The organism is Micromonospora sp. CNZ280, from assembly GCF_011759515.1.
Map to the genome: position 1 here is coordinate 890,705 of NZ_JAAOYP010000001.1, position 20,953 is coordinate 911,657.

Here is a 20,953-nt window from a genome sequence, read left to right on the forward strand (position 1 = left end):
ACTCCGACCGCCGGCTCCCCTGACCGACCGACCTGACGAGGCACGATGAGCATCAGCACCCCGGGCGGCGAGCAGCGCCGTCCGACCGTGGTCAGCACCGGCAAGAAGCCGGCGGCCCGGCCGGCCGCTGCCGGCAAGCCGGCCGGTGGCAAGGCCGGGTCCGGCAAGGCGACCGGTCCCCGTCCGGGCGCTGGCGGCAAGGGCCGCAAGCCGGTCACCCCGGTCAAGGTCAGCCAGGGCCGGTCCTGGGGCCCGATCGCGCTCTTCGTCGCCGTGGGCGTGCTCGCCGCGTCGATCATCGGCTACGGCGCGTGGGCGGCATTCCAGGGCTCGAAGCCGTGGGAGGACCGGGCGGCCGACATCTCCGGCATCGTGAACTACCGCGAGCTGGACAAGGAACTCGTCAAGGGCAGCAACCACCAGGCCGGCCCGATCAAGTACGAGATCAGCCCGCCGGTCGCCGGCCCGCACAACGCGTCGTGGCAGAACTGCATGGGTGACGTCTACGACGCCCCGATCGCCAACGAGCACGCGGTGCACAGCCTGGAGCACGGCACCGTGTGGATCACCTACCGTCCGGACCTGCCCGCCGACCAGGTGGCCAAGCTGCGTGGCAAGGTCGAGGGCGTGGAGAAGACCATGCTCAGCCCGTACGAGGGGCTGGACAAGCCGATCTCGCTACAGGCCTGGGGCTACCAGCTCAAGGTCGACAACGCCGACGACAGCCGGATCGACGACTTCATCAAGACGCTGCGGGTGAACGCCTCGATCGAGGGGCCGACCGCGCTGTGCAACCAGGGCATCACCGCGACCGGCACCACGCCGCGCGACGGCGCGACGATGCCGCAGGGCTGAGGGGACGATGAGCGCACCGACCACGACCGAGACCCCGAGCCTCGGCGAACCGACCCCGCCGGAGCGCCCGGACACCGGGCGCCGGTGGGGCGTGGTTGCCCTGGCCCTCGCCGTCGTGGTCGGGCTGCTCCTCGGGTACGCCGGCGGCCTGCTGACCCCCCGACTGACCCGCCCCGGTGACGCGTCGGTGGAGGCCGGTTTCGCCCGGGACATGACCACCCACCACGCCCAGGCGGTGGAGATGGGGCTGATCGCCTTCCAGCGGGCCACCGACCCCGAGGTCCGCAGCATCGGCGGCGACATCGCGCTCGGCCAGCAGGGCGAGATGGGCGCGATGCAGTCCTGGCTGCGGTCCTGGGAGCTGGACCCGACCGGCTCGCAGCCGCCGATGTCCTGGATGCCGGACGGCGCGATGACGGTCAAGAACGGGCTGATGCCGGGGATGGCGACGCCGGAGGAGATGGCGGCGCTGCGCGGGGCCCAGGGGCGCGACCTGGAGGTCCGGTTCCTGAACATGATGATCAAGCACCACCTGGGCGGCATCCACATGATCGACGCGGTGCTCGACGCCACCGACGAACCGGACGTCGTCCGCACCGCCCAGACCATGAAGAACACCCAGCAGACCGACCTCACCAACCTCCAGAACGCCCTCAAGCGCCTCAACGGCTGACCCACCCCGCGCCTCCTCGTCGATCAAGAGGTTTGCGTCATCGCCGGCCCCGCCGGCCGACGCAAACCTCTTGATCATTTTTCCGAGCGGGAGGGGTGGGCGGGTTTGGGGGTTTTGGGGTAGTTTGGAGAGTGTGGGCGATTGCGTGGCTAAGGGAGTTTTCTCCGCACATATCGTGACCAGTTGCGATTCGGGCTCGTTGCGCAGGACGTGGGGGTTGCACTCAGAGACGCGCGGCGTTCGGTCACCAGCTGGTGCCGGCGCCACACCATCGGCGGTGACGGGGCGGTGGCAGCCGCCCGTCGCGGACAGCGGCCGGGCGAGCCGGGAACGCTCAGCCGCGAACAGGAACTCGAACTGATCGACGTGCTGCGGGGCGTCCACCCCGACGAGTTCGGCCTGGACGAGGAGCTGTGGACGCGGCAGAGCCTCCAGACGCTCATCCAGCGCCGGTTCGACCTGTCGTTGGACGCCGGCGCGGTCGGGGCGTACCTGCGGGCCTGGGGGTTGGGTCCGCGGGAGCCCCGGGAACGGGCCTGCGGGCTCTGCGTGGGCGCGGTCGAGCGCTGGGTACGCAGCGAGTACCCGGCGATCACCCGGGCGGCCCAGGAACACCTCGCCGAGGTCTACTGGATCGGCCGGGTGCGGCTGCGCGGCACCATGCCGGCGGCCGACGTGATCTCCGCCGTCTCGTCCCGCGGCCGGGTGCGTTTCATGATCACGACGCCGTCGGTCGACCCGCCGCTCCCCCGCGAGTTCGTGCTCCGGCTCAGCGGCGAGGAGCAGCGGACGGTGCACCTCATCGTGGACGGCTCGTGGCCCCGCAACGAGTGGCCGCGCCGGCTGCCCCGCCGCATCGTCCTGCACCCCCTGCCCAGCTGCGGTCGCGCCGTCGCGGCCTGACCGCCGCCGACGCTCCCGTCCACCTCCCGCCGAGGCGAACGGGAGCGTCGGCGTCCCGCCGCGGCCGGTCGGCCGGTCAAGGTCGGTGCGGCCTCGTCGACGTCGAGGCTCCAGCCTGGTCGGGCGGGACGACGCACGCGCGGGGACGCGTACGCCCGTGGGGGGCTGCGGCACCCGCACCGGGATCGACGGTGCGGGCCCGCGGGAGCCCCCGCCCGGCCGGCGCGACGCGCGGCCCGGATACCGATTCGTCGTTCGCGGAGGAGGTTTGCTAGTCTTCTCCAGTCGCTGAGCCCCCGTAGCTCAGGGGATAGAGCACCGCCCTCCGGAGGCGGGGGCGCAGGTTCGAATCCTGCCGGGGGCACCCTGACAACCAGCACTGAAGGCCCCTGACCAGGGAGACCCGGTCAGGGGCCTTCATCGTGCGGCCGACGGCGTCCGGCCGTCAGTGGCCGATGGCGGGCGTCTGTGCCGAATACGTGCCGTAGCGCGGCAGCGACACACGTCACCGGCTCGTTGGCGGGGAGCCACTGCCCGGCACGTTCGGCGAGTGCCCTGCGCCGCATTCGGGCCGAACTCGCCCGCCATCGCCTGCGTCGTGGCGCGTCCGCCCTGGTCAACCCGAGATGATCGCGGGTGGAACATCGCCCTTCCGGAGGCGGGAGCGCAGGGTCGAATCCCGCTGGCGGCACTCCAACCGGCGCCGGTCACCGAACCTGTCAGGTCAGCGGCCGGTTACGCCGGCCGCCGCTCGTGCTCAGCATCCGGGCCGAGATGCCGATCCGTTTCGCCAGCCCGTACATCGTGATCGGGCTGCTGCTGACGGTCTCCTTGTAGAGCACGGCCGCCCGGCCGGTGAGCAGCCACCGCCGCGGAGTGTCGTCGGGGTAGGTGAACTGGATCACCGCGTCCCGACGCCCGAGGCTGACCGGCTGGTGCAGGTAGCCGAACCGGAACGGCCGGAGCGCCTTGCCGCGCACCTGACGGGCGATGCTCCCGGCGACGTGGGCGGCGGTCGGCAGGCCGCTCTGGCAGGTGCCGTGGATGACGCCGTACGCCTGCCGAACCGCGGCGGCATCGCCGATGGCGTAGATCTCCGGGTGCGACACGGAGCGCAGGGTGGCGTCGGTGACGATCCGGCCGGTGTCGTCGGTGACGATCCCGGCCTCCGTGGCCAGCGGCGGCACCCGCACCCCGGTCGTCCACAGCGTGCCGTCAGCCGGCACGACCTCACCCCCGGCGAGTTCCACGCCTTCCGGCAGCACCTTGGCGATCTCGACACCGGTGCGGACGATCACGCCCAACCGGTCGAGTGACGCCCGCAGATAGCCGCGGGCCCGGGCGCCCATCATCGCGCCCGGCTCGCCCCGGGTCAGCAGCGTCACCGTGACGTCCGGGCAGGACTCGGCGATCTCGGCCGCCGTCTCGATCCCGGTCAGCCCGCCTCCGCACACCAGGAAGGTGCTCCGACCCGCGGCCCCGAGGTGTGCGGCCATCCGCCTCGCGTCCGCCGGACTGCTCAGGGTGAAGGCGTGCTCGGCACCCGGAACGCGGGCGGTGTCGGTGGTGCTGCCGATCGCGTAGACGAGATTGTCGTAGTCCAGTGCGACCTCACCGTCCGAGTCGGACACCCGGACCGTGCGGGCGAGCGTGTCGATGCCGGTCGCCCAGCCCTCGACGAAGGTGATCCCGGTGCCGGCCAGAAGCTCCGGGATGCGGTGCTCGGCGAGCGGCTGCCCGGTCGCGAGCTGGTGCATCCGCAGCCGTTCGGTGAACCGCTCCCAGGGGTTGACCAGGGTCACGGTCACCCGGCCCCGGGCTCGGCGTGCCACGCCGAGCGCCGCCAGCATGCCGGTGTATCCGGCGCCGATAACCACGATTCGCGTCTGCCGTGTGTTCGTCATGCCCCACGGACGAGGCCGCGCGCCGCCGCGTGAGGTGGCATGACCCGCGTCACATTCCGCCGACGGCGGTGAGCTTCTCCGGGTTGCCGACCAGGTGGATCTCCCGGGCGCGGCCGTCCACCAGGTGCAGCACGATGACCGCCACCGGGGTCTCGGCGGAGTAGATGATCGCACCGGGGCCGCCGTTGACCTCCGCGATCACCACGCGCGGCGACTCCGGCATGCGTCCGGCGAACGTGACCAGCGCCCGCGCCACCAGCTCGCTGCCGTCGATCGCCTTGCGCGGCGCGGGGGCCAGGCCACCACCGTCGCAGACCAACCGGACGTCGGGCGCGAGGACCGCCATCAGGGCGGTCAGGTCGCCGCCGGTGCTGGCCGCCAGGAACGACTCGGTGACCTTGCGCCGGGTCGCCCGATCGGTGTCATAGCGCCGGCGGCGTCTGCTCACGTGCTCGCGCGCGCGGACCGCCGTCTGGCGTACCGACTCCGGGCTCCGGTCGACGATACCGGCGATCTCGTTGTGCGAGTAGCCGAATGCCTCGTGCAGCACGAAGACCGCCCGCTCCAGTGGCGACAACGACTCCAGGACGAGCAGCATGGCCAGCGACACCGACTCGGACCGGGCCACGTCGTCGGCGACGTCGGGCGCGGTGAGCACCGGCTCGGGCAGCCACGGCCCGACGTACGACTCGCGCCGGGCGACCGCGCTGCGCAGCCGGTCGATGGCCAGCCGGGTGGTCACCCGGACCAGGTAGCCCTCCGGGTCCTCGACCTGTTCGAGGTCGACACCGCTCCAGCGCAGCCAGGCGTCCTGCACCACGTCCTCGGCATCGCTGGCCCGACCCAGCACCCGATAGGCGACGGCCACCAGGAGCGGGCGGTGCTCGGCGAACACCGTGTCGTGCGGCATCGGCCCAGGATACGGAGACGCCGTGCCGACCGTCGCCCGCCGACCGGCCGGACCGGGCGCCGGGCGTGGGTCGGTGTCGCTCAGCCGGCGGCGCGGCGGGCGCGGGCCCGGCGCTTGCCCTCGTGCATGGCCTGGACCCGGGCGACCGGGATGGTGTGGCCCTCGGCGACCAGGTCCGCCGGGAGCGGCTGTGGCCCGGGCATCTGCTCGGCCCACGGGTCGCGGTCGGCGACCAGGCCGGGCACGGTACGGATGGTGAAGTCGGCCGGCGTGACGTCGCCCAGGTCGGCCCAGCCGACCGGGTACGACACCGGCACCCCCGGCCGCAGCCGCGGGCTGTACGCGGCCACCACCGTCGCCCCGCCGGCGCGGGTGGAGTCCACGAAGACCTTGCCGCCCCGGTCCTCGCGGATGAAGGCGGTGGTGGCCAGCGCCGGATCGAGCCGCTCGGCACGGGCCGCGACCGCCCGGGTGGCGGCGGCCATGTCCACGGCGGTGGCGCCGGCCGCCACCGGCACGAAGACGTGCACTCCCTTGGCCCCGCTGGTCTTGACCGCCCCGGCCAGCCCGCAGTCGGCGAGCGCCTGCCGGACCAGCCGGGCGGCGGCCACCGCCAGGGCGAACGAGTCCCCCTCCGGCGGGTCGAGGTCGAGCACCAGGTGGGTCGGGTGGTGCAGGTCGGCGACGGTGGCCAGGGTGGGGTGGTACTCCACCGCCCGCTGGTTGGCGAACCAGAGCAGGGTGCGGTGGTCGTCGCAGAGCGCGTACGACACCTCGCGGTGCGACGCCTCGGCCCACACCGGGGTGCGGCGCACCCAGTCCGGGGTGTATTTCGGCAGGTTCTTCTGCATGAACGGCGCCTGCCCGCGCAGCGCCCGGATCACCGACAGCGGTCGGTCCCGCAGCTGCGGCAGCAGCCGGTCCCGGACCGCGTCGAGGTAGTCGACCAGATCCCGCTTGGTCGCGTCGGCCCCGTCGAACAGCGCCTGGTCCAGGTTGGTCAGCGCCACCCCGGCCCGGTTCTCGTCAGCCCCGCCCATCCGATCACCTTCCCGGCCCGCGGGCCGGCGGTCAACCGGACACGACCGGCGGCCAACCGGGCACGTCCGGTCGCCGGCGGTCAACCGGGCCCGACCGGCGCCCGGCGGCCGGCGGTCCACCGGGCGCGGCGACGGTCGGGGGAAGGCCGCCCCGGCGGGTCAGGGCGCCGTCGGTGGGTCGCCGGCCGCCACGGCGTCGAGCAGCCGGGCGGTGTACGCGCGGGTGGCGGCGTAAAGGCCGGATCCGTGGCTGACCCGGGCCACCCCGAGCGCGGCCAGGCCGGCCCGGCCGAGGGCGCCCGGACGGGCCAGCACGTTCACCGGGCCGGTCACCGCCTCGACGAAACTCCGGAGCTCGCCCGGGTCGGCCAGCATGATCGGGTAGACGCAGTCCGCGCCGGCGGCGAGGTAGCGCCGGCCCCGGCGGACCGCCTCGGCCAACCGTTCGGCCGGGTCCCCGGCGGGCCGCAGGAAGACGTCCACCCGGGCGTTGAGCACCACCGGCACCCCCGCCGCGTCGGCCGCCGCCCGCACCTCGGTCAGCAGGTCGGCCTGCTCCTCGGCGTCAACCAGCGCGCCGGTCCGCGGGTCGGAGTCCTCCAGGTTGAGCCCGACCGCCCCGGCGGCGAGCAGTCGCTCCACCAGTTCGGCCGGGCGCAGCCCGTACCCCCGCTCCAGGTCGGCGGTGACCGGGACGGCGACCGCCCGGGTGATCCGGGCGACCGCGGCGAACATCTCGCCGACCGGGGTGGTCTCGCCGTCGGCGTGGCCGAGCGACTCGGCGACGGCGGCGCTGCTGGTCGCCACGGCCGGGAAACCGGCGGCGACGACGGCCCGGGCCGAGCCGGCGTCCCAGGCGTTGGGCAGGATCAGCGGGTCACCGGGGCGGTGCAGCGCGCGCAGCGCCGCCGCCCGACCCGTCGGGGTGGCGGTCATCCACCGATTCTCGACCGGCCGACGGCCCGCTCTAAGCTCCAATTCCGTGCCGATGGACTGGGCCGCTTTCGGGGTCGACCTGCACCTGGAGCTGGACGCGACGGCCGGCCGCCGCGCCGGGCTGGAACGCGCGCTCCGGGAGGCGATCCGGGACGGGCGGCTGGCCCCGGCGACCCGGCTGCCCGCCACCCGCACGCTCGCCGCCGAGCTGGGCGTTTCCCGCGGCACGGTCAGCGCGGCGTACGACCAGCTGATCGCCGAGGGCTGGCTGGTGGCCCGGGTGGGCGCCGGCACCGAGGTGAGCCCGCTGCTGCGCACCGCGCCGCCGCCGGCCGCCGCCCCGCCGGGCCCGGTCGCGCCCCGCTACGACCTGCGACCGGGCAGCCCCGACGTGGCCGCCTTCCCGGTGACCGCCTGGCTGCGAGCCACCCGGCGGGCGCTGGCCGCCGCCCCGGCGAGCGCCTACGGCTACGGCGACCCGCGTGGGCGCATCGAGCTGCGCACCGCGCTCGCCGGTTACCTGGGCCGGGCCCGGGGGGTGCTGGCCGACCCCGACCGGATCGTCGTCACCACCGGGTACGTGCAGGCACTGGCGCTGCTGGTGGGCGTGCTGCGCGACGCGGGCCGGCCGGTGCTGGCGATGGAGGACCCAGGGCTCGCCTTCCACCGGGAGGTGGCCCGCCGGCACGGCGGCAGCGTGCTGCCGCTACCGGTCGACGACCGCGGCGCCCGCACCGACCTGCTCGGCACCGGCGGGCTGGCCGGGGTCGCCGCCGCGGTGGTGACGCCGGCCCACCAGTACCCGACCGGGGTCACCCTGGCGCCCGAGCGCCGGCACGCGCTGACCGGCTGGGCGCGGGACCGCTACGCGCTGGTGGTGGAGGACGACTACGACGGCGAGTTCCGCTACGACCGGCAGCCGGTGGGTGCGGTGCAGGGCACGGCACCCGAGCAGGTGGCGTACGTGGGCACCGCCGCCAAGACCCTCGGCCCGGCGCTGCGGCTGGCCTGGCTGGTGCTGCCGGCCCGGCTGGTCGAGCCGGTGGTCGAGGCGAAGCGGCACCTGGACCTGCACTCGGAGACGATCGGCCAACTGGCGCTCGCCGACCTGATCACGAGTCACGGCTACGACCGGCAGATCCGGGCGGTTCGCCGGCACTACCGTCGTCGCCGCGACCTGCTGCTCGACCGGCTCGACGCGGCCGGCGGGCGGTACCGGGTGGGCGGCGTCTCCGCCGGCCTGCACGCGCTGCTGCACCTGCCGCCGGACGGACCGGGCGAGGCGGCGCTGCTGGCCGAGGCGGCGCGGCGCGGGCTGGCCCTGGGCGGGCTGGCCGCTCACCGGCACCGCCCGGGCGCCGGCCCGCCGGGCCTGGTCGTCGGCTACGCCACCCCGCCCGGGCACGCCTATTCCGCCGCCCTCGACGCGCTGCTCGCCGTGCTGGGCGCCGCCGAGCCGGGCTGACCCACCGCCGCCGGGAGAGGTTCCCGGTCTCCTCGGCAGCCCCGACCGACGAACCGGCGCCACCGGAGGCCGACCCCGGCTCGGCGGCGACGCTGACCGACGGGCCGGGCCGGGCCGGGCTGTCCGCGCCGGCGACCGTCGACCGGTCGCCCGTCGTTGAGCGCCGGCGGAGGGTGGCCACCGCGACCAGCAGAGCGGCGGTGACCAGGGCGGCGGCCACGGCGAAGGCGGTCCGGTAGCCGGCCGCGAGGGCGGCGGTCCCGGTCCAGCCGGCGCCCCGCAGGCCTTCGGTGCGGGTGGCCGCCAGGGTGGCGAGCGCGGCCAGCCCGAGCGCGCCGCCGACCTGCTGGGTGGTGTTCGCCAGCCCCGACGCGAGCCCGGCGTCGGCCTCGCCCGCGCCGGCCATGGCCAGCGTGGTCACCGCCGGCAGGGTCAGGCCGCCGGCGGCGCCGAAGACCAGCATCGCCGGGAGCACGTCGACCGGGTAGCTGCCGTCGACCGGCAACCGGGCCAGCAACAGGAAGCCGACCACGGCGAGGGCCAGCCCGGTGAGCAGCACGGCCCGGGCGCCGAACCGGGCCACCAGCCGGCCGGCGAGGCCGAGCGAGACCACCGCGATCATCACCGGGGCGGGCAGGAAGGCCAGCCCGGTGGCGGCCGCGTCCAGGGCGAGGACCAACTGGAGTTCCAGGGCGAGCAGGAACTGGAAGCCGAAGAACGCGGCCACCATGAGGAACTGGACAGTGTTCGCGGCGACCAGGTCGGGCGCACGCAGCAGCCGGGGCGGCAGCAGCGGGGTGGCGGTCGTCCGCTGCCGGACCGCGAAGCCGCCGAGCAGGACGGCGGCGAGCCCGGCCGCGCCGAGCGTGCGGGCCGAGGTCCAGCCGTGCTCGCCGGTGCCGACGATCGCCAGCACCGCGGCCATCAGGCCGGCGGTGACCAGCACCGCGCCGAGCAGGTCCAGGCCGGCGCGCAGCCCGAGGCCCCGGTCCGGCGCGATCCGACGCACCGCGGCGACCAGGATGACCAGCCCGATCGGCAGGTTGATCAGGAAGATCGCGGGCCAGCCGGCCAGGTCGGTGAGCACGCCGCCGGCGAGCATGCCGATCGAAGCGCCGGCGGCCCCGGTGAAGCTGAACACCGCGATCGCCCGGGCCCGCTCGGCCGGTTCCGGAAAGAGCCGGACGATCATGCCGAGGCCGACCGCCATGGTGAGCGCCCCGCCGACCCCCTGGGCGAAGCGGGCGGTGACCAGCACCGCCGGCCCGGTCGCCACCGCGCAGAGCAGCGAGGCGAGGGTGAACAACGCCACCCCGGCGAGGAAGACCTGGCGGCGGCCGAGCAGGTCGCCGAGGCGCCCGGCGAGCAGCAGCAGCCCGCCGAAGGCGACCAGGTAGGCGTTGACCACCCAGGCCAGCCCGGTGGCGGTGAAGCCGAGATCGCGCTGGATCGCAGGAAGCGCCACCGCGACGATGCTGCCGTCCAGGATGATCATGAGGCTGCCGGCGCAGAGCACCAGCAGCGCCGACCAGCGGGACGGAACGGTACGGATCATCGAGAGCTCCCCCTAGGTGCATGGTTTGTTACCGAAGCCATCCTCTGTGACCATGAGGCGGAGCGTAAGGAGGCACTTTGATGTCCCAGGGGAACAGCGGTGTGCCCGTGAGCGTCGACCGGGGCCAGGCGTGCGCCGCCGGCGACGCCCCGTTCACCCCGGGGCAGGCCCGGGCGTGCACCGTCCGCGAGGTGCTCGACCGGGTGGGCGGCAAGTGGAGCATCGGCATCCTGGTCGCCGCCTCCCAGGGCCCGGTGCGCTTCACCGAGCTGGAGCGGTGCGTGGAGGGGATCAGCCGGCGGATGCTCACGCTGACCCTGCGCAACCTGGAGCGGGACGGCCTGCTGCACCGCCGGGTGTACCCGACGGTGCCACCGAAGGTGGAGTACACCGCCACCCCGATCGCCCTGGAGCTCTACGAGTCGCTGGTCACGCTGACCAACTGGGCCGAGCGGCACCGGACGGCGATCGCCGAGGCGCGGGCCGCGTACGACCGGGAGCACGGCGCCCCGAGCTGAGCCGGCCGGCGGACCGTGCGGCGGGCCCGGCCGGGCCGTCCCGTGTGGTGAACGCCACCGGATCGGTCTGACCGATCGGTCAGCATCTGACCGATCGGTCAGGCATGCTGGTTCGGGGGTGACCGGCATGGCACGGGTGGTACCGGAGACGCGCGACGAGATCATGGCCGCGGCGGCGCGGCGGTTCGCGGTCAGCGGCTACCGGGGCACCTCGCTGCAGGACATCGCCGGCGAGGTGGGCTGCTCCAAGGCGGCCGTGCTCTACCACTTCGCCAACAAGGACGCCATCCTCACCGAGCTGATGGCTCCGGCGATCGACGTCCTCCGAGCGCTCGACGAGCGGATCGCCGCGCACCACGGCGCGGCCGCCCAGCGGGTGGCCGCCGAGGGCTTCGTCGATCTCGCGGTCCGCTTCCGGCGTGAGATCGCCCTGCTCCGGGGGGAGTTCCCGGAGCTGCTCCAGCAGCCGGCCTTCGCGCACATCCAACGGATCTCCGAGCGTTTGATCGAGGCGCTCGCCGGGCACCCGGAGCGCCCCGCCGCCCGGATCGCGGCGCTGGTGGTGCTCGCCGGCATCTCCGAGGCGTGCGGCGAGTTCGCCGACGTACCTGACGAGGAGTTGCGCGACGCGCTGCTGGCACTCGTCCGGCGGGCGCTGGAGCCCGTCGACTGACTCGTTCCCAACCATCCACGACACGAGGACAAGGAACTCATGGCCACCCTGCTCTACCGGCTCGGTCGGGGCTCGATGCGCCGGCGGCGACTCGTCGCGGCGATCTGGCTCGTCGTACTCGTCGGTCTCGGCCTGGCCGCCGCGACCCTGCGCGGCCCGATCGCTGACAACTTCACCATGCCCGGTACCGAGTCGCAGCGTGCCCTCGACCTGCTCGCCGAGCAGTTCCCGGAGGCCAGCGGCGCGACCGGCACGATCGCGGTCAAGGCGCCGGCCGACGGCGCGCTCGGCAGCCCGCAGGGGCAGGCCGTGGTGAAGGAACTCACCCAGGAGGCCGCGACGCTGCCCGGCGCCGTCGGCGCCGTCGACCCGTTCCAGGTGGGGGCGGTGTCCCCGGACGGCCGCTACGCGCTGGTCCAGGTGCAGTTCGCCACCGGCGCCGACGAGGTGACCGACACCCAGCGCGACGCGTACGAGCAGGTCGGCGCGCGGGCCGAGGCCCAGGGCTGGCAGGTCGCGCCCGGCGGCGAGGTGCTCAACGCCGTGCCGGAGGTCGGCTCGACCGAGGCGATCGGCGTCGCGATCGCCGCGATCGTCCTGGTGGTCACCTTCGGGTCGCTGGTGGCGGCCGGGATGACCATGCTCAACGCGCTGATCGGCGTGGGCGTCGGCATGGCCGGGCTCTTCACGCTCAGCAGCGTGGTCGACCTGACCAGCACCGCGCCGATCCTCGCCCTGATGCTCGGCCTCGCGGTCGGCATCGACTACTCGCTGTTCATCACCTCGCGCTACCGGCAGAACCTGCTCGAAGGGCTGCCGCCGGACGAGGCGGTGGGCCGCGCGGTGGGCACCGCCGGATCGGCGGTGCTCTTCGCCGGCGCCACCGTGGTCATCGCGCTGGCCGGGCTGGCCGTGGTGAACATCCCGTTCCTGACCGTCATGGGTCTGGCCGCCGCCGCCACGGTCACCGTCGCGGTGCTGGTCGCGATCACCCTCCAGCCCGCCCTGCTCGGCTTCGCCGGCCGCCGGGTCCTCCCCCGCAAGCTGCGCGCCTCGGTGCCGGCCGGCGACCGGACGGACGACGACGCCCCGACGGCCGTACCGGCCGCCGAGGATCGCTCCGGCTTCGGGTTCCGCTGGGCGCGCGCCGTCACCCGGTTCCGGGTGCCGGTGATCCTGGTCGGGCTGCTCGGGCTGGGCCTGCTCGCGCTGCCCACGCCGGACATGCGGCTGGCGCTGCCCGACGCGGGCACGGCGCCGGCCGGGTCGCCCGCCCGGGAGTCGAACGACCTGATCACCGAGGGCTTCGGGCCGGGCTTCACCGGCCGGCTCGCGGTGGTGGTCGCCGGGGACACGCCGCAGGCCGCCTCGGCCGCGATCCCGCAGGTCACCGCGCTGCTCCAGCGCACCGACAACGTCCTCGCGGTGGCCCCGCCGCAGCTGAGCCCGGACGGCCGGACCGCGCTGCTCGGCGTGGTGCCGAGGACGGGCCCGACCGACGAGGCCACCGAGACCCTGGTCAACGACGTACGCAACTCGGTCGGCCAGTTCCGCGACGTGGACGTGCTGCTGACCGGCGTGACCGCCATCGGCATCGACGTCTCCGAGAAGCTCTCCGACGCCCTGCCGGTCTACCTGCTGCTGGTGGTCGGGCTCTCGGTGCTGCTGCTGATGCTCGTCTTCCGCTCGCTGCTGGTGCCGGTCAAGGCCGCGCTGGGCTTCCTGCTCACGGTCGCCGCCACCTTCGGCATCACCGTGGCGGTGTTCCAGCAGGGCCACCTCGCCGACCTGGTCGGCCTGGACACGCCCGGCCCGCTGGTCAGCTTCCTGCCGATCCTGCTGATCGGCATCCTGTTCGGCCTGGCGATGGACTACGAGGTCTTCCTGGTCTCCCGGATGCGGGAGGACTTCGTGCACGGCGACACCGCGCAGCAGGCGACCATCAACGGGATGGGGCACGGCGCCCGGGTGGTCACCGCCGCGGCCCTGATCATGATCTCCGTCTTCGGCGGCTTCGTGTTCCTCGACGATCCGGTGATCAAGTCGATGGGCTTCGCGCTCGCGATCGGTGTCGCCATCGACGCGTTCGTGGTGCGGATGACCATCGTGCCCGCGGTGATGTCGCTGCTCGGCCGGGGCGCCTGGTGGCTGCCGCGCCGGCTGGACAGGGCCCTGCCAAACGTGGACATCGAGGGCGAGGGCCTGCGCGCCCACCTGGCCGAACCCACCCCGGCCGCCCCACGCCGCTGACCCGCGCGGCCCCGCGCCGCCACCCATCGAAATGGCCACTCTTTCGCTGAAGGAGTGGCCATTTCGCCCCTCGACGCCACTCGTTCAGTGAATCTGCGGCGCGAGGTCGGTGTCCCGGGGGCGCGCGGGGTGGGGTCATTCTTCGCGGGCCGCGCGTTCCAACTCGGTCGGAGTGCCGGCCATGATGATCCGGGCGTGCCGGGCCACCTGCTCCGCCGGCCAGTTCCACCAGGCGAGGTCGAGCAGTCGCCGTACGTCGTCGTCGTCGAAGCGCCGCCGGATCAGCCGCGCCGGGTTCCCACCGACCACCGTGTACGGCTCGACGTCGGCGGTCACCACCGAACCGGCCGCGATGATCGCCCCGTCGCCGATCCGTACGCCCGGCATCACCAGGCAGCCGCAGCCGAACCAGACGTCGTTGCCGACCACCGTGTCGCCCCGGCTCGGCATGCCCATGGCGAGGTCCAGCGTGGCGTCCCGCCAGGCGCCCTCGAACATGGCGAACGGGAAGGTGGAGACCCCGACCGTGGGATGAGCGCCGCCGGCCATCAGGAACCGGGTGCCGGCGGCGATGGCGCAGTACCGCCCGATGACCAGCCGCTCCGGTCCGTACGCGTAGAGCACGTTGGTGCGCTCGAAGTCGTCCGGACCGGCGGGATCGTCGTAGTAGGTGTACTCCCCGACCTCGATCGTCGGCGAGGTGACCACGGGCTTGAGGAAGGCGACCCGGTCGAAGCCGGGCAGCGGGTGGCGGGTCGTCGGGTTGGGGACGGCGGTCATGCGACTCCTCTCCGCGCGGCGCGCGGCGCGCACCTAAACGCGACTTGTGTTGCGATAGCATCAGCATGCCACCGCTCACGTCGTAATGCAACTGGAGTTGCTTTTGCCGTTCGATCCCGCTCGCCCCGCCGACCGCGCCGCCGGCCCGGGCGGTCCCGCCACCCGGCCCGGCGACCGTCCCGCTCGTCCCGGCGGCCGTACCGCCCGGGTGCGGGCTGCCGTCCGCGCGGCGACCCTGGCCGAACTCGGCGAGAAGGGCTACCAGGGGCTCACCGTCGAGGCGGTCGCCGACCGCTCCGGCGTCCACAAGACCACCGTCTACCGGCGGTGGGGCAGCGTCGAAGGGCTGATCGCCGACGCCCTGGAGCTGGCCAGCGGCGAGCCGTGGCCGGTGCCGGACACCGGCGACCTCGCCACCGACCTGCGGGCGCTGACCCGGGAGGTGCTGACCGGCTTCACGGATCCGGAGACCGGGCCGGTCGCCACCGCCTTCGTCTCGGCGGCCGTGCAGAACCCGGCGGCCGCCCGTGCCCTGCACGCCTTCTTCGCCGCCCGGCACGAACAGTCCGCACCGGTGGTGCGGCGCGCGGTGGCGCGTGGCGAACTGCCCGCCGACACCGACGCCGCCGAGGTGGTCCGGGTGGCCGTCGCCCCGCTCTACTACCGGCTCTTCGTCAGTGGCGAGCCGATCGACCCGGCGGTCGCCGACCGGGCCGCCGACGCGGCGCTGGCCGCCGCCCGGGCCGGCGCGCTGCGCGCCGCCTCCCCACCGGCCGAATCTCCCGCTTCAACTCCACCCACCGACCCCTCACCCGGGTAGTCGCCCGCCGCCCGGTGGCCGACCACCGCGTGCCGGGTGGCCGGTGGCCCCCGGCTCAGACGCCGGCCGGGTAGGTCTCCATCTCGCCCGGCGCGCTGAGCGCGGGCAGCGGGTGCAGGGCGGTCGCCTCGTCGCACCAGATGAACGCGTCGTACCGCTGGCCCAGCCGGGTCGGCACGTAGTTGCCCCACGACTCGAAGGACGGGTCGTAGACCACCCCGATCGCCCGGTGGTCCACGGTGTCGGTGACCCAGCCGGGCTGGTCGTCGCCGCCGAAGACCAGCACCGCCCGCTCCGGCAGCAGTTCGTGCAGCCGCCGCTCGATCGATCCGGGGCGGGCCGGCGGCACCACCATCGCCTCGGCCGGCGAGCCCCAGCGGGGCGCGGCGACGACGGTGCCCCGGTAGCTGCCGAAGCCGACCAGCGCCACCGCGTCGGCGCCGTGCCGCTCCCGGCCCAGCTGCCCGATGTTGACCATGCCGTCGGTGGCCATGTCGGTGGCCCGGGCGTCGCCGACGTGGGTGTTGTGCGCCCAGACGACGCCCCGGGATCCCGGGCCGTAGCGGTCCAGCAGCCGGTCCAGGGTGTCCGCCATGTGGATGTCCCGGACGTTCCACGACTCCGGCCCACCGGCAACCATCAACCGGTAGTAGCGCTCGGCACCGGCCACCACCTCGGCGTTCTGCCACGCCGAGAAGCTGTCCGCGCCGTCCACGGCGGCCTGCTCCCGGGTCCGGGCCAGCAGCCGGACCACCTCCTCCTCGCACCGGGCGGAGACGAACCGGCTGGCCGCCCCGTACTCCTCGACCCGCTTGCCGTACGGCTCGAAGCAGCGGTACGCGTCCTGCGCCGCCTCCAGTGACGCCGGATCCTCCTCGCCCAGATAGTCGAAGATCGCCTGCATCGACTCCCACAGGCTGTAGACGTCCAGGCCGTGGAAGCCTGCCCGGTCCGGCTCGGGGCGCTCCAGGTTCCACGCGCGCAGCCAGCGGCAGAACCGGGCCACCTCGGCGTTCGCCCACATCCAGGTCGGCCAGCGCTCGAAGCGTTCCAGCGCGGTCACCGGCTCGGCGGCTCCACCGGGGGCCGCGGTGACCGAGCGGTGCACCCGGTCGCAGTCCGGCCAGTCACCCTCCACGGCCACGAAGGAGAACCCGCATTCGGCGATCAACCGCCGGGTGAGCTGCTCGCGGAGCCGGTAGTAGTCGTAACTGCCGTGGGTGGCCTCGCCGAGCATCACTATCCGGGCGTCCCGGACGCGTTCCAGCAACGGGTCGAAGTCGCTCGGCGCGCCGAGCCGCTGAACCAGCATGTCCGCGGCTACCCGGCGGGTCCGGCGGGCAAACCGTGGTGTGCCGGGCGGCTGGACGGGTAGCCGGCGGACATGACCGTCACCGGGGTGCAGTTGCAGGAGTACCTGGCCGGGCTCGACTACCCGGTCTCCCGTGAGGACCTGGTCCGCTGGGGCCAGGAGAACGGGGCCAGCACCGAGATGCTCCAGATGCTGCGGGCGCTGCCGGCCGAGCATTTCGACGACCCCGCCGAGCTCAGCGAGGCGCTGAACACGCTGGCCTGACACCGGCCGGCCCCACGACGTGCCCGTGGGGCCGGCCGGGCCGCGGATCAGCGCCGGTCAGCGCGCGTGCAGCAGGCGGAACAGCACCAGCCACTGCTCCGGCCAGACCTGCCCGACCGGGGTGGCCGGGTCGAGCCGGGTCGCCCGCAGCGCGGCGGCCAGCCGGGCCCGCGGCTGGTGCCGCGCCAGCGAGGCCGCGAGCGAGCCGCCGACGCCGTCGAACCCGGTCGCCACCATCCGGCGGTACGCGGGCAGCGCGGCCGGCGGCAGCAGCGGTTCCGACCGCCGCTCCAGCCGCAGGATGCCGGCGTCCACCCGCGGCACCGGCCGGAACGCGGTGCGCGGCACCCGCCCGACCAGCCGCCACCCGAACTCGGGCCAGGTGAGCACGGTGAGCCGGGTCCACCGGCCGTAGTCGCCACTGCGCCGCCGGGCGTACTCCAGCTGGGTGAGCAGCGTCGCCGCGTGCAGCGTTGGGGCGGCCAGGCACCAGCGGACCACCGCCGAGGTGAGCGACCAGGGGATGTTGCCGACCACCTCGAACGGCTCCGGCGGCGGGTCGGTGGCCAGGAAGTCGGCCTGCCGGTGGGTCGCGGTGGGCAGCGCCGCGCAGACCGCGGCCAGCTCCGCACCGGCGACCGGATCCACCTCGTACGCGATCAGGCGCCGGCAGCCGGCGGCCAGCGGCCGGGTCAGCTGGCCGCGACCGGCGCCCACCTCCAGCACCAGCCGGTCGGGGTCGGGGCGGGCCGCCCGGACCAGCCGCGCGATGGCGGCCGGGTCGGCGAGGAAGTTCTGGGAGAGTACGCGACGGGACCGGTCGCGTTCGGTTGCTCGGGTACGGCGGGGTGCCACGGGTCGTCGTCCTGTCTGTCGCCGGTCGGCGACGGTACGGACAGGCGGCACGCGGAGGCGGGCCTGTCCGGTCGGTCAGAGACTCGGACGGCCCTGGTGCGGCGAGCGGGACGGTTCGGCGCGAACAGCACACCCGGGCGCTACCCGGGCAGGCGGTCACTCACGGGCGATGCCGGAGCGTGCGGAGGGTCGATCAGGCGCGGGTCGCGTCCCAGCCGGCCAGGGCCGGACGCCGGACTCGCGGGCGGGCCGACAGCAGCGGCCCGAAGGCGGCCGGCGTACCGACCCCCTCGATCAGCGCGTGCGCAGACATGCCCCGCACCCTAACCCCACCCTCCCCACGCCGCGACCCACTTTCTCCCCACCCCTTGACCCCGTCGATCATGAAGTTGTCGACGCGACACGCCTGGGCGGCCGACAACAACTTCATGATCAACCAGGTGGGGCGGGCGGCGGCGGCACTGTCAGGCGGGGACGGTGATGGTGCAGGAGTTGCGGCGGGAGGTTTCGGCGGCGGTGAGGACGGCGACCACGTCACGGCCGAAGCGGACGTCGCAGCGGTGGTCCCGGGTGCCCGCTTCGATCTCCGCCAGCAGCTGGTCGATGGCCACCCCGTACGCCTCCACCGCGCTCCCCTGCCCGGGCGGCAGCGTCTCGATGCCGTTCTCGCCGTAGCAGACGAACTCGCGGGTCATCGCCTCGGCCGGTGCCTCCAGGGTGAGCGAGACGGTGCTGGTCGCCCCGCCCGCGTGGGTGAGCAGCAGGTGCACGATGCCGCTCGGGCCGTCGGCGGCCGCCACCCGGTCCACCCGGCCGAGCACCGGCAGCAGGATCGACAGCGCGTGCGGGCCGATGTCCCACAGCGCGCCGTGCTCCCGCCGCCACACCGACTCCCCGTACGGGTTGCCGGGCTGGTAGATCGAGGCGAACATGGTCACCCGGGCGTGCTGCCAGCCGCCGGCCGCCGCCGTCGAGGCCAGGAACGCGGTGACGTTCGGGTGGTAGCGCTGGGTGAAGAAGACCACCGAGGCCACGCCGGACTGCTGGGCGGCCTCGACCACCCGGTCGGCGTCGGCCAGGGTGAGCGCGAGCGGCTTGTCGAGCAGCAGGTGCCGGCCGGCGCTGGCGGCCCGCGCCGCGATGTCGGCCTGTACGTCCGGCGGAAGGGCGACGGCGATCGCGTCGCAGGCGTCGATCAGCGCGTCGACGTCGTCGAAGGTGGGCACCCCGAACCGGCTCCCGAGGGCGGCGGCGTTCTCCGGGTTACGTCCCCAGACCCCGACGAGGGTGGCCTTCGGGTGGGCGTCGAGCGCCGCGGCGTGCGTCTCCGCCGCCCAGTGACCGGTGCCGAACAAGCCGAACCGCAGCACGAGAACCCCCGGTGTCGTCGCCGGCCGCGGCGAGCCCCGCGGCCCCTGATCCACGCTAGTCGCCGCGCCCACCGCCCGCCCCCTCGACACCCACGCCGGACGGGCGACCGGGGCGGAAGCCAGTACTACACGGGTTAGTAGGCTGTCCCGGTGACCGAATCGAGCACCCGCCGATGACCGCGGCCGCCGCGGCCGGCTCGCCGGTGGACGGGATCCTGTCCACCGCCGCCATCGTGCTGTCGCTGCTCGTCGCGGCCTGGGCCCTGGTCGCGACGCTGCGGCACCGCGCGCCGGACCGCGTACAGCTGATCGGGCTGGCCGTGCTGGAGGTGGCGCTGCTGGCGCTGGCGGTGCTGGCGCTGGTCGCGCTCGGCGGCGGGGACCAACCGGGCGAGCCCGGCGCGTTCGCCGGCTACCTGGTGACGCTGGTCTGCCTGCCGCCGCTGGCCTGGGTGCTGGCCCGGATGGAGCCGACCCGCTGGGGGTCGGCGATCGTATGCGCGGTCTGCCTGGTCACGCCGGTCGTGGTGGTCCGGCTCCAGCAGACCTGGGAGGTGCTCGGTGGCTGAGGCCCGCACGGCGCCCCGGAACCGCACCAACGCCGGCCCCGGCCGGCTGCTGATCGCCGTCTACCTGCTCTTCGCGATCGCCGCGACCAGCCGGGCCGGGTTGCAGATCGCCACGAAGTTCGGCGAGGCGCCGGTGGCATACCTGCTCTCCGCGCTGGCCGCGCTGGTCTACATCGTGGCGGCGGTCGGGCTCGCGCGGGCCGGCGCCGCGGGTCGGCGGGTGGCGCTGGCCTGCTGCTCGGTGGAACTGGTCGGGGTGGTCGGCGTCGGCGTGCTCAGTCTGGTCGACCCGGAACTCTTCCCCGACGAGACGGTCTGGTCGCAGTTCGGCAGCGGCTACGGCTACATCCCGCTGGTGCTGCCGGTGCTCGGCCTGGCCTGGCTCTGGCGCACCCGCCACGACCCCGCCTGACCTACGACTGCCTCCCCAGGGACGCGGAACGGCCACGCTCACCGGGAGAGCGTGGCCGTTCGTGGTGCGCGGAAGGGTCAGTCCTTGGGGCCGCCGGCGACGTAGATGACCTGGCCGGAGACGAAGGACGCGCCCTCGCTGGCCAGGAACGAGATGGTGTGCGCGACGTCCTCCGGCCGGCCGGTGCGGCGGACCGGGATCTCGGCGGCGGCGTGCTGCTGCAGCGCCTCGAAGTCCACCTTCATCCGGGCCGCGGTGGCCGCGGTCATGTCGGTGACGATGAAGCCCGGCGCGACCGCGTTGACGGTCACCCCGAACGGGCCCAGCTCGATGGCGAGGGTCTTGGTGAAGCCCTGCAGGCCGGCCTTGGCGGCGGAGTAGTTCGCCTGCCCCCGGTTGCCCAGCGCCGAGGTGCTGGAGAGGTTGACGATCCGGCCCCACTTCCGCTCGACCATGTGCTTCTGGGTGGCCTGGCTGAACAGGAACGCGCCGCGCAGGTGCACGCCCATGACCGTGTCCCAGTCCCCGTCGGACATCTTGAACAGCAGGTTGTCCCGGAGCACGCCGGCGTTGTTGACCAGCACGGTCGGCGCGCCCAGCTCGGCCGCGACCCGCTCGACGGCCGCCTCGACCTGCGCCCGGTCGGCCACGTCGGCGCCCACGCCGAGCGCCCGGCCGCCGGTGGCGGCGATGGCGTCGACGGTCTCCTTCGTCGCCGACTCCTCGATGTCGACCACGGCGACCGCCATCCCGTCGGCGGCCAGCCGGCGCGCGGTGGCCGCGCCGATACCGCGCGCGGCTCCGGTGACGATGGCGACGCGGGGCTCCTCCGACATGATTACCTCCCGGTAACTTGGGCTCGATCGAAGGAGCTTAACCCAGGCGTACG

At 74.4% G+C, this 20,953-nt stretch carries 20 protein-coding genes, 1 tRNA gene and 1 pseudogene; 12 read left to right on the forward strand and 10 right to left on the reverse strand.

Going from position 1 to position 20,953, the window contains the following annotated elements; all coding sequences use genetic code 11:
- The first annotated feature begins 45 nt into the window (after window positions 1–45).
- From FHX32_RS04200 to FHX32_RS04215, 4 genes are all read left to right on the forward strand, one after another.
- A complete protein-coding gene (locus FHX32_RS04200) occupies window positions 46–855 on the forward strand; it encodes a thioredoxin-like domain-containing protein (protein WP_167179545.1) in 810 nt (269 codons plus the stop codon).
- Window positions 856–862: 7 nt separating this feature from the next.
- Complete coding sequence (locus FHX32_RS04205) at window positions 863–1,528, forward strand: DUF305 domain-containing protein (protein WP_167179546.1); 666 nt, start codon at window positions 863–865, stop codon at window positions 1,526–1,528.
- 210 nt (window positions 1,529–1,738) lie between these two features.
- The gene (locus FHX32_RS04210) at window positions 1,739–2,431 is read left to right on the forward strand and encodes a winged helix-turn-helix domain-containing protein (protein ID WP_167182206.1); all 693 of its coding nucleotides are present in this window, start codon (window positions 1,739–1,741) and stop codon (window positions 2,429–2,431) included.
- A gap of 292 nt (window positions 2,432–2,723) precedes the next feature.
- Window positions 2,724–2,795: transfer RNA gene (locus FHX32_RS04215), tRNA-Arg, on the forward strand.
- Between the two features lie 355 nt (window positions 2,796–3,150).
- Here FHX32_RS04215 and FHX32_RS04220 read toward each other — a convergent pair.
- The 4 genes from FHX32_RS04220 to FHX32_RS04235 all read right to left on the reverse strand — a co-directional run bounded on the left by FHX32_RS04220 (window position 3,151) and on the right by FHX32_RS04235 (window position 7,221).
- Window positions 3,151–4,335, reverse strand: a complete 1,185-nt coding sequence (locus tag FHX32_RS04220) for an FAD-dependent oxidoreductase (RefSeq protein WP_167179547.1) — start codon at window positions 4,333–4,335, stop codon at window positions 3,151–3,153.
- A 49-nt stretch (window positions 4,336–4,384) separates the two neighbouring features.
- On the reverse strand, window positions 4,385–5,245 hold the full coding sequence (sigJ, locus tag FHX32_RS04225; RefSeq protein ID WP_167179548.1) for an RNA polymerase sigma factor SigJ: 861 nt from the start codon (window positions 5,243–5,245) through the stop codon (window positions 4,385–4,387).
- Window positions 5,246–5,325: 80 nt separating this feature from the next.
- Window positions 5,326–6,285: a non-homologous end-joining DNA ligase gene (gene ligD, locus FHX32_RS04230; RefSeq protein ID WP_167179549.1), complete on the reverse strand. Its 960-nt coding sequence runs from the start codon at window positions 6,283–6,285 to the stop codon at window positions 5,326–5,328.
- A 159-nt stretch (window positions 6,286–6,444) separates the two neighbouring features.
- Window positions 6,445–7,221 carry an isocitrate lyase/PEP mutase family protein gene (locus FHX32_RS04235; RefSeq protein ID WP_167179550.1) on the reverse strand — a complete coding sequence of 259 codons (777 nt, stop codon included), beginning with the start codon at window positions 7,219–7,221 and terminating at the stop codon, window positions 6,445–6,447.
- Window positions 7,222–7,273: 52 nt separating this feature from the next.
- Here FHX32_RS04235 and pdxR point away from each other — a divergent pair, with 52 nt between their 5' ends.
- A complete protein-coding gene (pdxR, locus tag FHX32_RS04240; RefSeq protein ID WP_167182209.1) occupies window positions 7,274–8,686 on the forward strand; it encodes a MocR-like pyridoxine biosynthesis transcription factor PdxR in 1,413 nt (470 codons plus the stop codon).
- Window positions 8,687–9,071: 385 nt separating this feature from the next.
- On the opposite strand, the pseudogene FHX32_RS04245 reads toward pdxR, so the two are convergent.
- Window positions 9,072–10,241 (reverse strand): annotated as a pseudogene (locus FHX32_RS04245) (MFS transporter); the annotation flags it as partial.
- Window positions 10,242–10,321: 80 nt separating this feature from the next.
- Here FHX32_RS04245 and FHX32_RS04250 point away from each other — a divergent pair.
- The 3 genes from FHX32_RS04250 to FHX32_RS04260 all read left to right on the forward strand — a co-directional run bounded on the left by FHX32_RS04250 (window position 10,322) and on the right by FHX32_RS04260 (window position 13,682).
- The gene (locus FHX32_RS04250; RefSeq protein ID WP_167179551.1) at window positions 10,322–10,759 is read left to right on the forward strand and encodes a winged helix-turn-helix transcriptional regulator; all 438 of its coding nucleotides are present in this window, start codon (window positions 10,322–10,324) and stop codon (window positions 10,757–10,759) included.
- Window positions 10,760–10,886: 127 nt separating this feature from the next.
- Window positions 10,887–11,432 carry a TetR family transcriptional regulator gene (locus tag FHX32_RS04255; protein ID WP_167179552.1) on the forward strand — a complete coding sequence of 182 codons (546 nt, stop codon included), beginning with the start codon at window positions 10,887–10,889 and terminating at the stop codon, window positions 11,430–11,432.
- Window positions 11,433–11,471: 39 nt separating this feature from the next.
- Window positions 11,472–13,682, forward strand: a complete 2,211-nt coding sequence (locus FHX32_RS04260) for an MMPL family transporter (RefSeq protein ID WP_167179553.1) — start codon at window positions 11,472–11,474, stop codon at window positions 13,680–13,682.
- A 135-nt stretch (window positions 13,683–13,817) separates the two neighbouring features.
- On the opposite strand, the gene FHX32_RS04265 is transcribed toward FHX32_RS04260, so the two are convergent.
- Window positions 13,818–14,462 (reverse strand): CatB-related O-acetyltransferase, encoded by a 645-nt coding sequence (locus FHX32_RS04265; RefSeq protein ID WP_167179554.1) that lies wholly within the window; start codon window positions 14,460–14,462, stop codon window positions 13,818–13,820.
- A 103-nt stretch (window positions 14,463–14,565) separates the two neighbouring features.
- Here FHX32_RS04265 and FHX32_RS04270 point away from each other — a divergent pair, with 103 nt between their 5' ends.
- Window positions 14,566–15,282, forward strand: coding sequence for a TetR/AcrR family transcriptional regulator (locus FHX32_RS04270; protein WP_486480903.1), 717 nt, complete (start codon window positions 14,566–14,568; stop codon window positions 15,280–15,282).
- A gap of 55 nt (window positions 15,283–15,337) precedes the next feature.
- Here the strand turns inward: FHX32_RS04270 and FHX32_RS04275 are convergent, their stop codons facing one another.
- Window positions 15,338–16,594 carry an erythromycin esterase family protein gene (locus FHX32_RS04275; protein WP_167179556.1) on the reverse strand — a complete coding sequence of 419 codons (1,257 nt, stop codon included), beginning with the start codon at window positions 16,592–16,594 and terminating at the stop codon, window positions 15,338–15,340.
- Window positions 16,595–16,666: 72 nt separating this feature from the next.
- Between FHX32_RS04275 and FHX32_RS04280 the strand changes: the two genes are divergently transcribed.
- The gene (locus tag FHX32_RS04280) at window positions 16,667–16,858 is read left to right on the forward strand and encodes a DUF2795 domain-containing protein (protein ID WP_088992164.1); all 192 of its coding nucleotides are present in this window, start codon (window positions 16,667–16,669) and stop codon (window positions 16,856–16,858) included.
- Between the two features lie 57 nt (window positions 16,859–16,915).
- Here FHX32_RS04280 and erm read toward each other — a convergent pair whose 3' ends face one another.
- Together erm and FHX32_RS04290 are read right to left on the reverse strand one after the other, a co-directional pair.
- Window positions 16,916–17,713, reverse strand: a complete 798-nt coding sequence (gene erm, locus FHX32_RS04285) for an ErmE/ErmH/ErmO/ErmR family 23S rRNA (adenine(2058)-N(6))-methyltransferase (RefSeq protein WP_167179557.1) — start codon at window positions 17,711–17,713, stop codon at window positions 16,916–16,918.
- Between the two features lie 464 nt (window positions 17,714–18,177).
- On the reverse strand, window positions 18,178–19,083 hold the full coding sequence (locus tag FHX32_RS04290) for a Gfo/Idh/MocA family protein (protein WP_486480904.1): 906 nt from the start codon (window positions 19,081–19,083) through the stop codon (window positions 18,178–18,180).
- A gap of 173 nt (window positions 19,084–19,256) precedes the next feature.
- Here FHX32_RS04290 and FHX32_RS04295 point away from each other — a divergent pair, with 173 nt between their 5' ends.
- Together FHX32_RS04295 and FHX32_RS04300 are read left to right on the forward strand one after the other, a co-directional pair.
- Window positions 19,257–19,652 carry a hypothetical protein gene (locus FHX32_RS04295; protein WP_088992162.1) on the forward strand — a complete coding sequence of 132 codons (396 nt, stop codon included), beginning with the start codon at window positions 19,257–19,259 and terminating at the stop codon, window positions 19,650–19,652.
- Window positions 19,645–20,064 carry a hypothetical protein gene (locus FHX32_RS04300; RefSeq protein ID WP_167179558.1) on the forward strand — a complete coding sequence of 140 codons (420 nt, stop codon included), beginning with the start codon at window positions 19,645–19,647 and terminating at the stop codon, window positions 20,062–20,064. The genes FHX32_RS04295 and FHX32_RS04300 overlap by 8 nt, the downstream gene beginning before the upstream one ends.
- 77 nt (window positions 20,065–20,141) lie before the next feature.
- Here the strand turns inward: FHX32_RS04300 and fabG are convergent, their stop codons facing one another.
- Window positions 20,142–20,900 (reverse strand): 3-oxoacyl-ACP reductase FabG, encoded by a 759-nt coding sequence (gene fabG, locus FHX32_RS04305; protein ID WP_167179559.1) that lies wholly within the window; start codon window positions 20,898–20,900, stop codon window positions 20,142–20,144.
- Window positions 20,901–20,953 lie beyond the last annotated feature (53 nt).

What these genes read in the sequence shown, in the direction of transcription:
- FHX32_RS04220 (WP_167179547.1), bottom strand. Translation starts at nt 4,335, where the DNA reads ATGACGAACACACGGCAGACGCGAATCGTGGTTATCGGCGCCGGATAC.
- FHX32_RS04205 (WP_167179546.1), top strand. Translation starts at nt 863, where the DNA reads ATGAGCGCACCGACCACGACCGAGACCCCGAGCCTCGGCGAACCGACC.
- FHX32_RS04260 (WP_167179553.1), top strand. Translation starts at nt 11,472, where the DNA reads ATGGCCACCCTGCTCTACCGGCTCGGTCGGGGCTCGATGCGCCGGCGG.
- FHX32_RS04295 (WP_088992162.1), top strand. Translation starts at nt 19,257, where the DNA reads ATGACCGCGGCCGCCGCGGCCGGCTCGCCGGTGGACGGGATCCTGTCC.
- FHX32_RS04250 (WP_167179551.1), top strand. Translation starts at nt 10,322, where the DNA reads ATGTCCCAGGGGAACAGCGGTGTGCCCGTGAGCGTCGACCGGGGCCAG.
- ligD (WP_167179549.1), bottom strand. Translation starts at nt 6,285, where the DNA reads ATGGGCGGGGCTGACGAGAACCGGGCCGGGGTGGCGCTGACCAACCTG.
- FHX32_RS04280 (WP_088992164.1), top strand. Translation starts at nt 16,667, where the DNA reads ATGACCGTCACCGGGGTGCAGTTGCAGGAGTACCTGGCCGGGCTCGAC.
- FHX32_RS04255 (WP_167179552.1), top strand. Translation starts at nt 10,887, where the DNA reads ATGGCACGGGTGGTACCGGAGACGCGCGACGAGATCATGGCCGCGGCG.
- FHX32_RS04265 (WP_167179554.1), bottom strand. Translation starts at nt 14,462, where the DNA reads ATGACCGCCGTCCCCAACCCGACGACCCGCCACCCGCTGCCCGGCTTC.
- FHX32_RS04275 (WP_167179556.1), bottom strand. Translation starts at nt 16,594, where the DNA reads ATGCTGGTTCAGCGGCTCGGCGCGCCGAGCGACTTCGACCCGTTGCTG.
- sigJ (WP_167179548.1), bottom strand. Translation starts at nt 5,245, where the DNA reads ATGCCGCACGACACGGTGTTCGCCGAGCACCGCCCGCTCCTGGTGGCC.
- FHX32_RS04235 (WP_167179550.1), bottom strand. Translation starts at nt 7,221, where the DNA reads ATGACCGCCACCCCGACGGGTCGGGCGGCGGCGCTGCGCGCGCTGCAC.
- FHX32_RS04200 (WP_167179545.1), top strand. Translation starts at nt 46, where the DNA reads ATGAGCATCAGCACCCCGGGCGGCGAGCAGCGCCGTCCGACCGTGGTC.
- pdxR (WP_167182209.1), top strand. Translation starts at nt 7,274, where the DNA reads ATGGACTGGGCCGCTTTCGGGGTCGACCTGCACCTGGAGCTGGACGCG.
- fabG (WP_167179559.1), bottom strand. Translation starts at nt 20,900, where the DNA reads ATGTCGGAGGAGCCCCGCGTCGCCATCGTCACCGGAGCCGCGCGCGGT.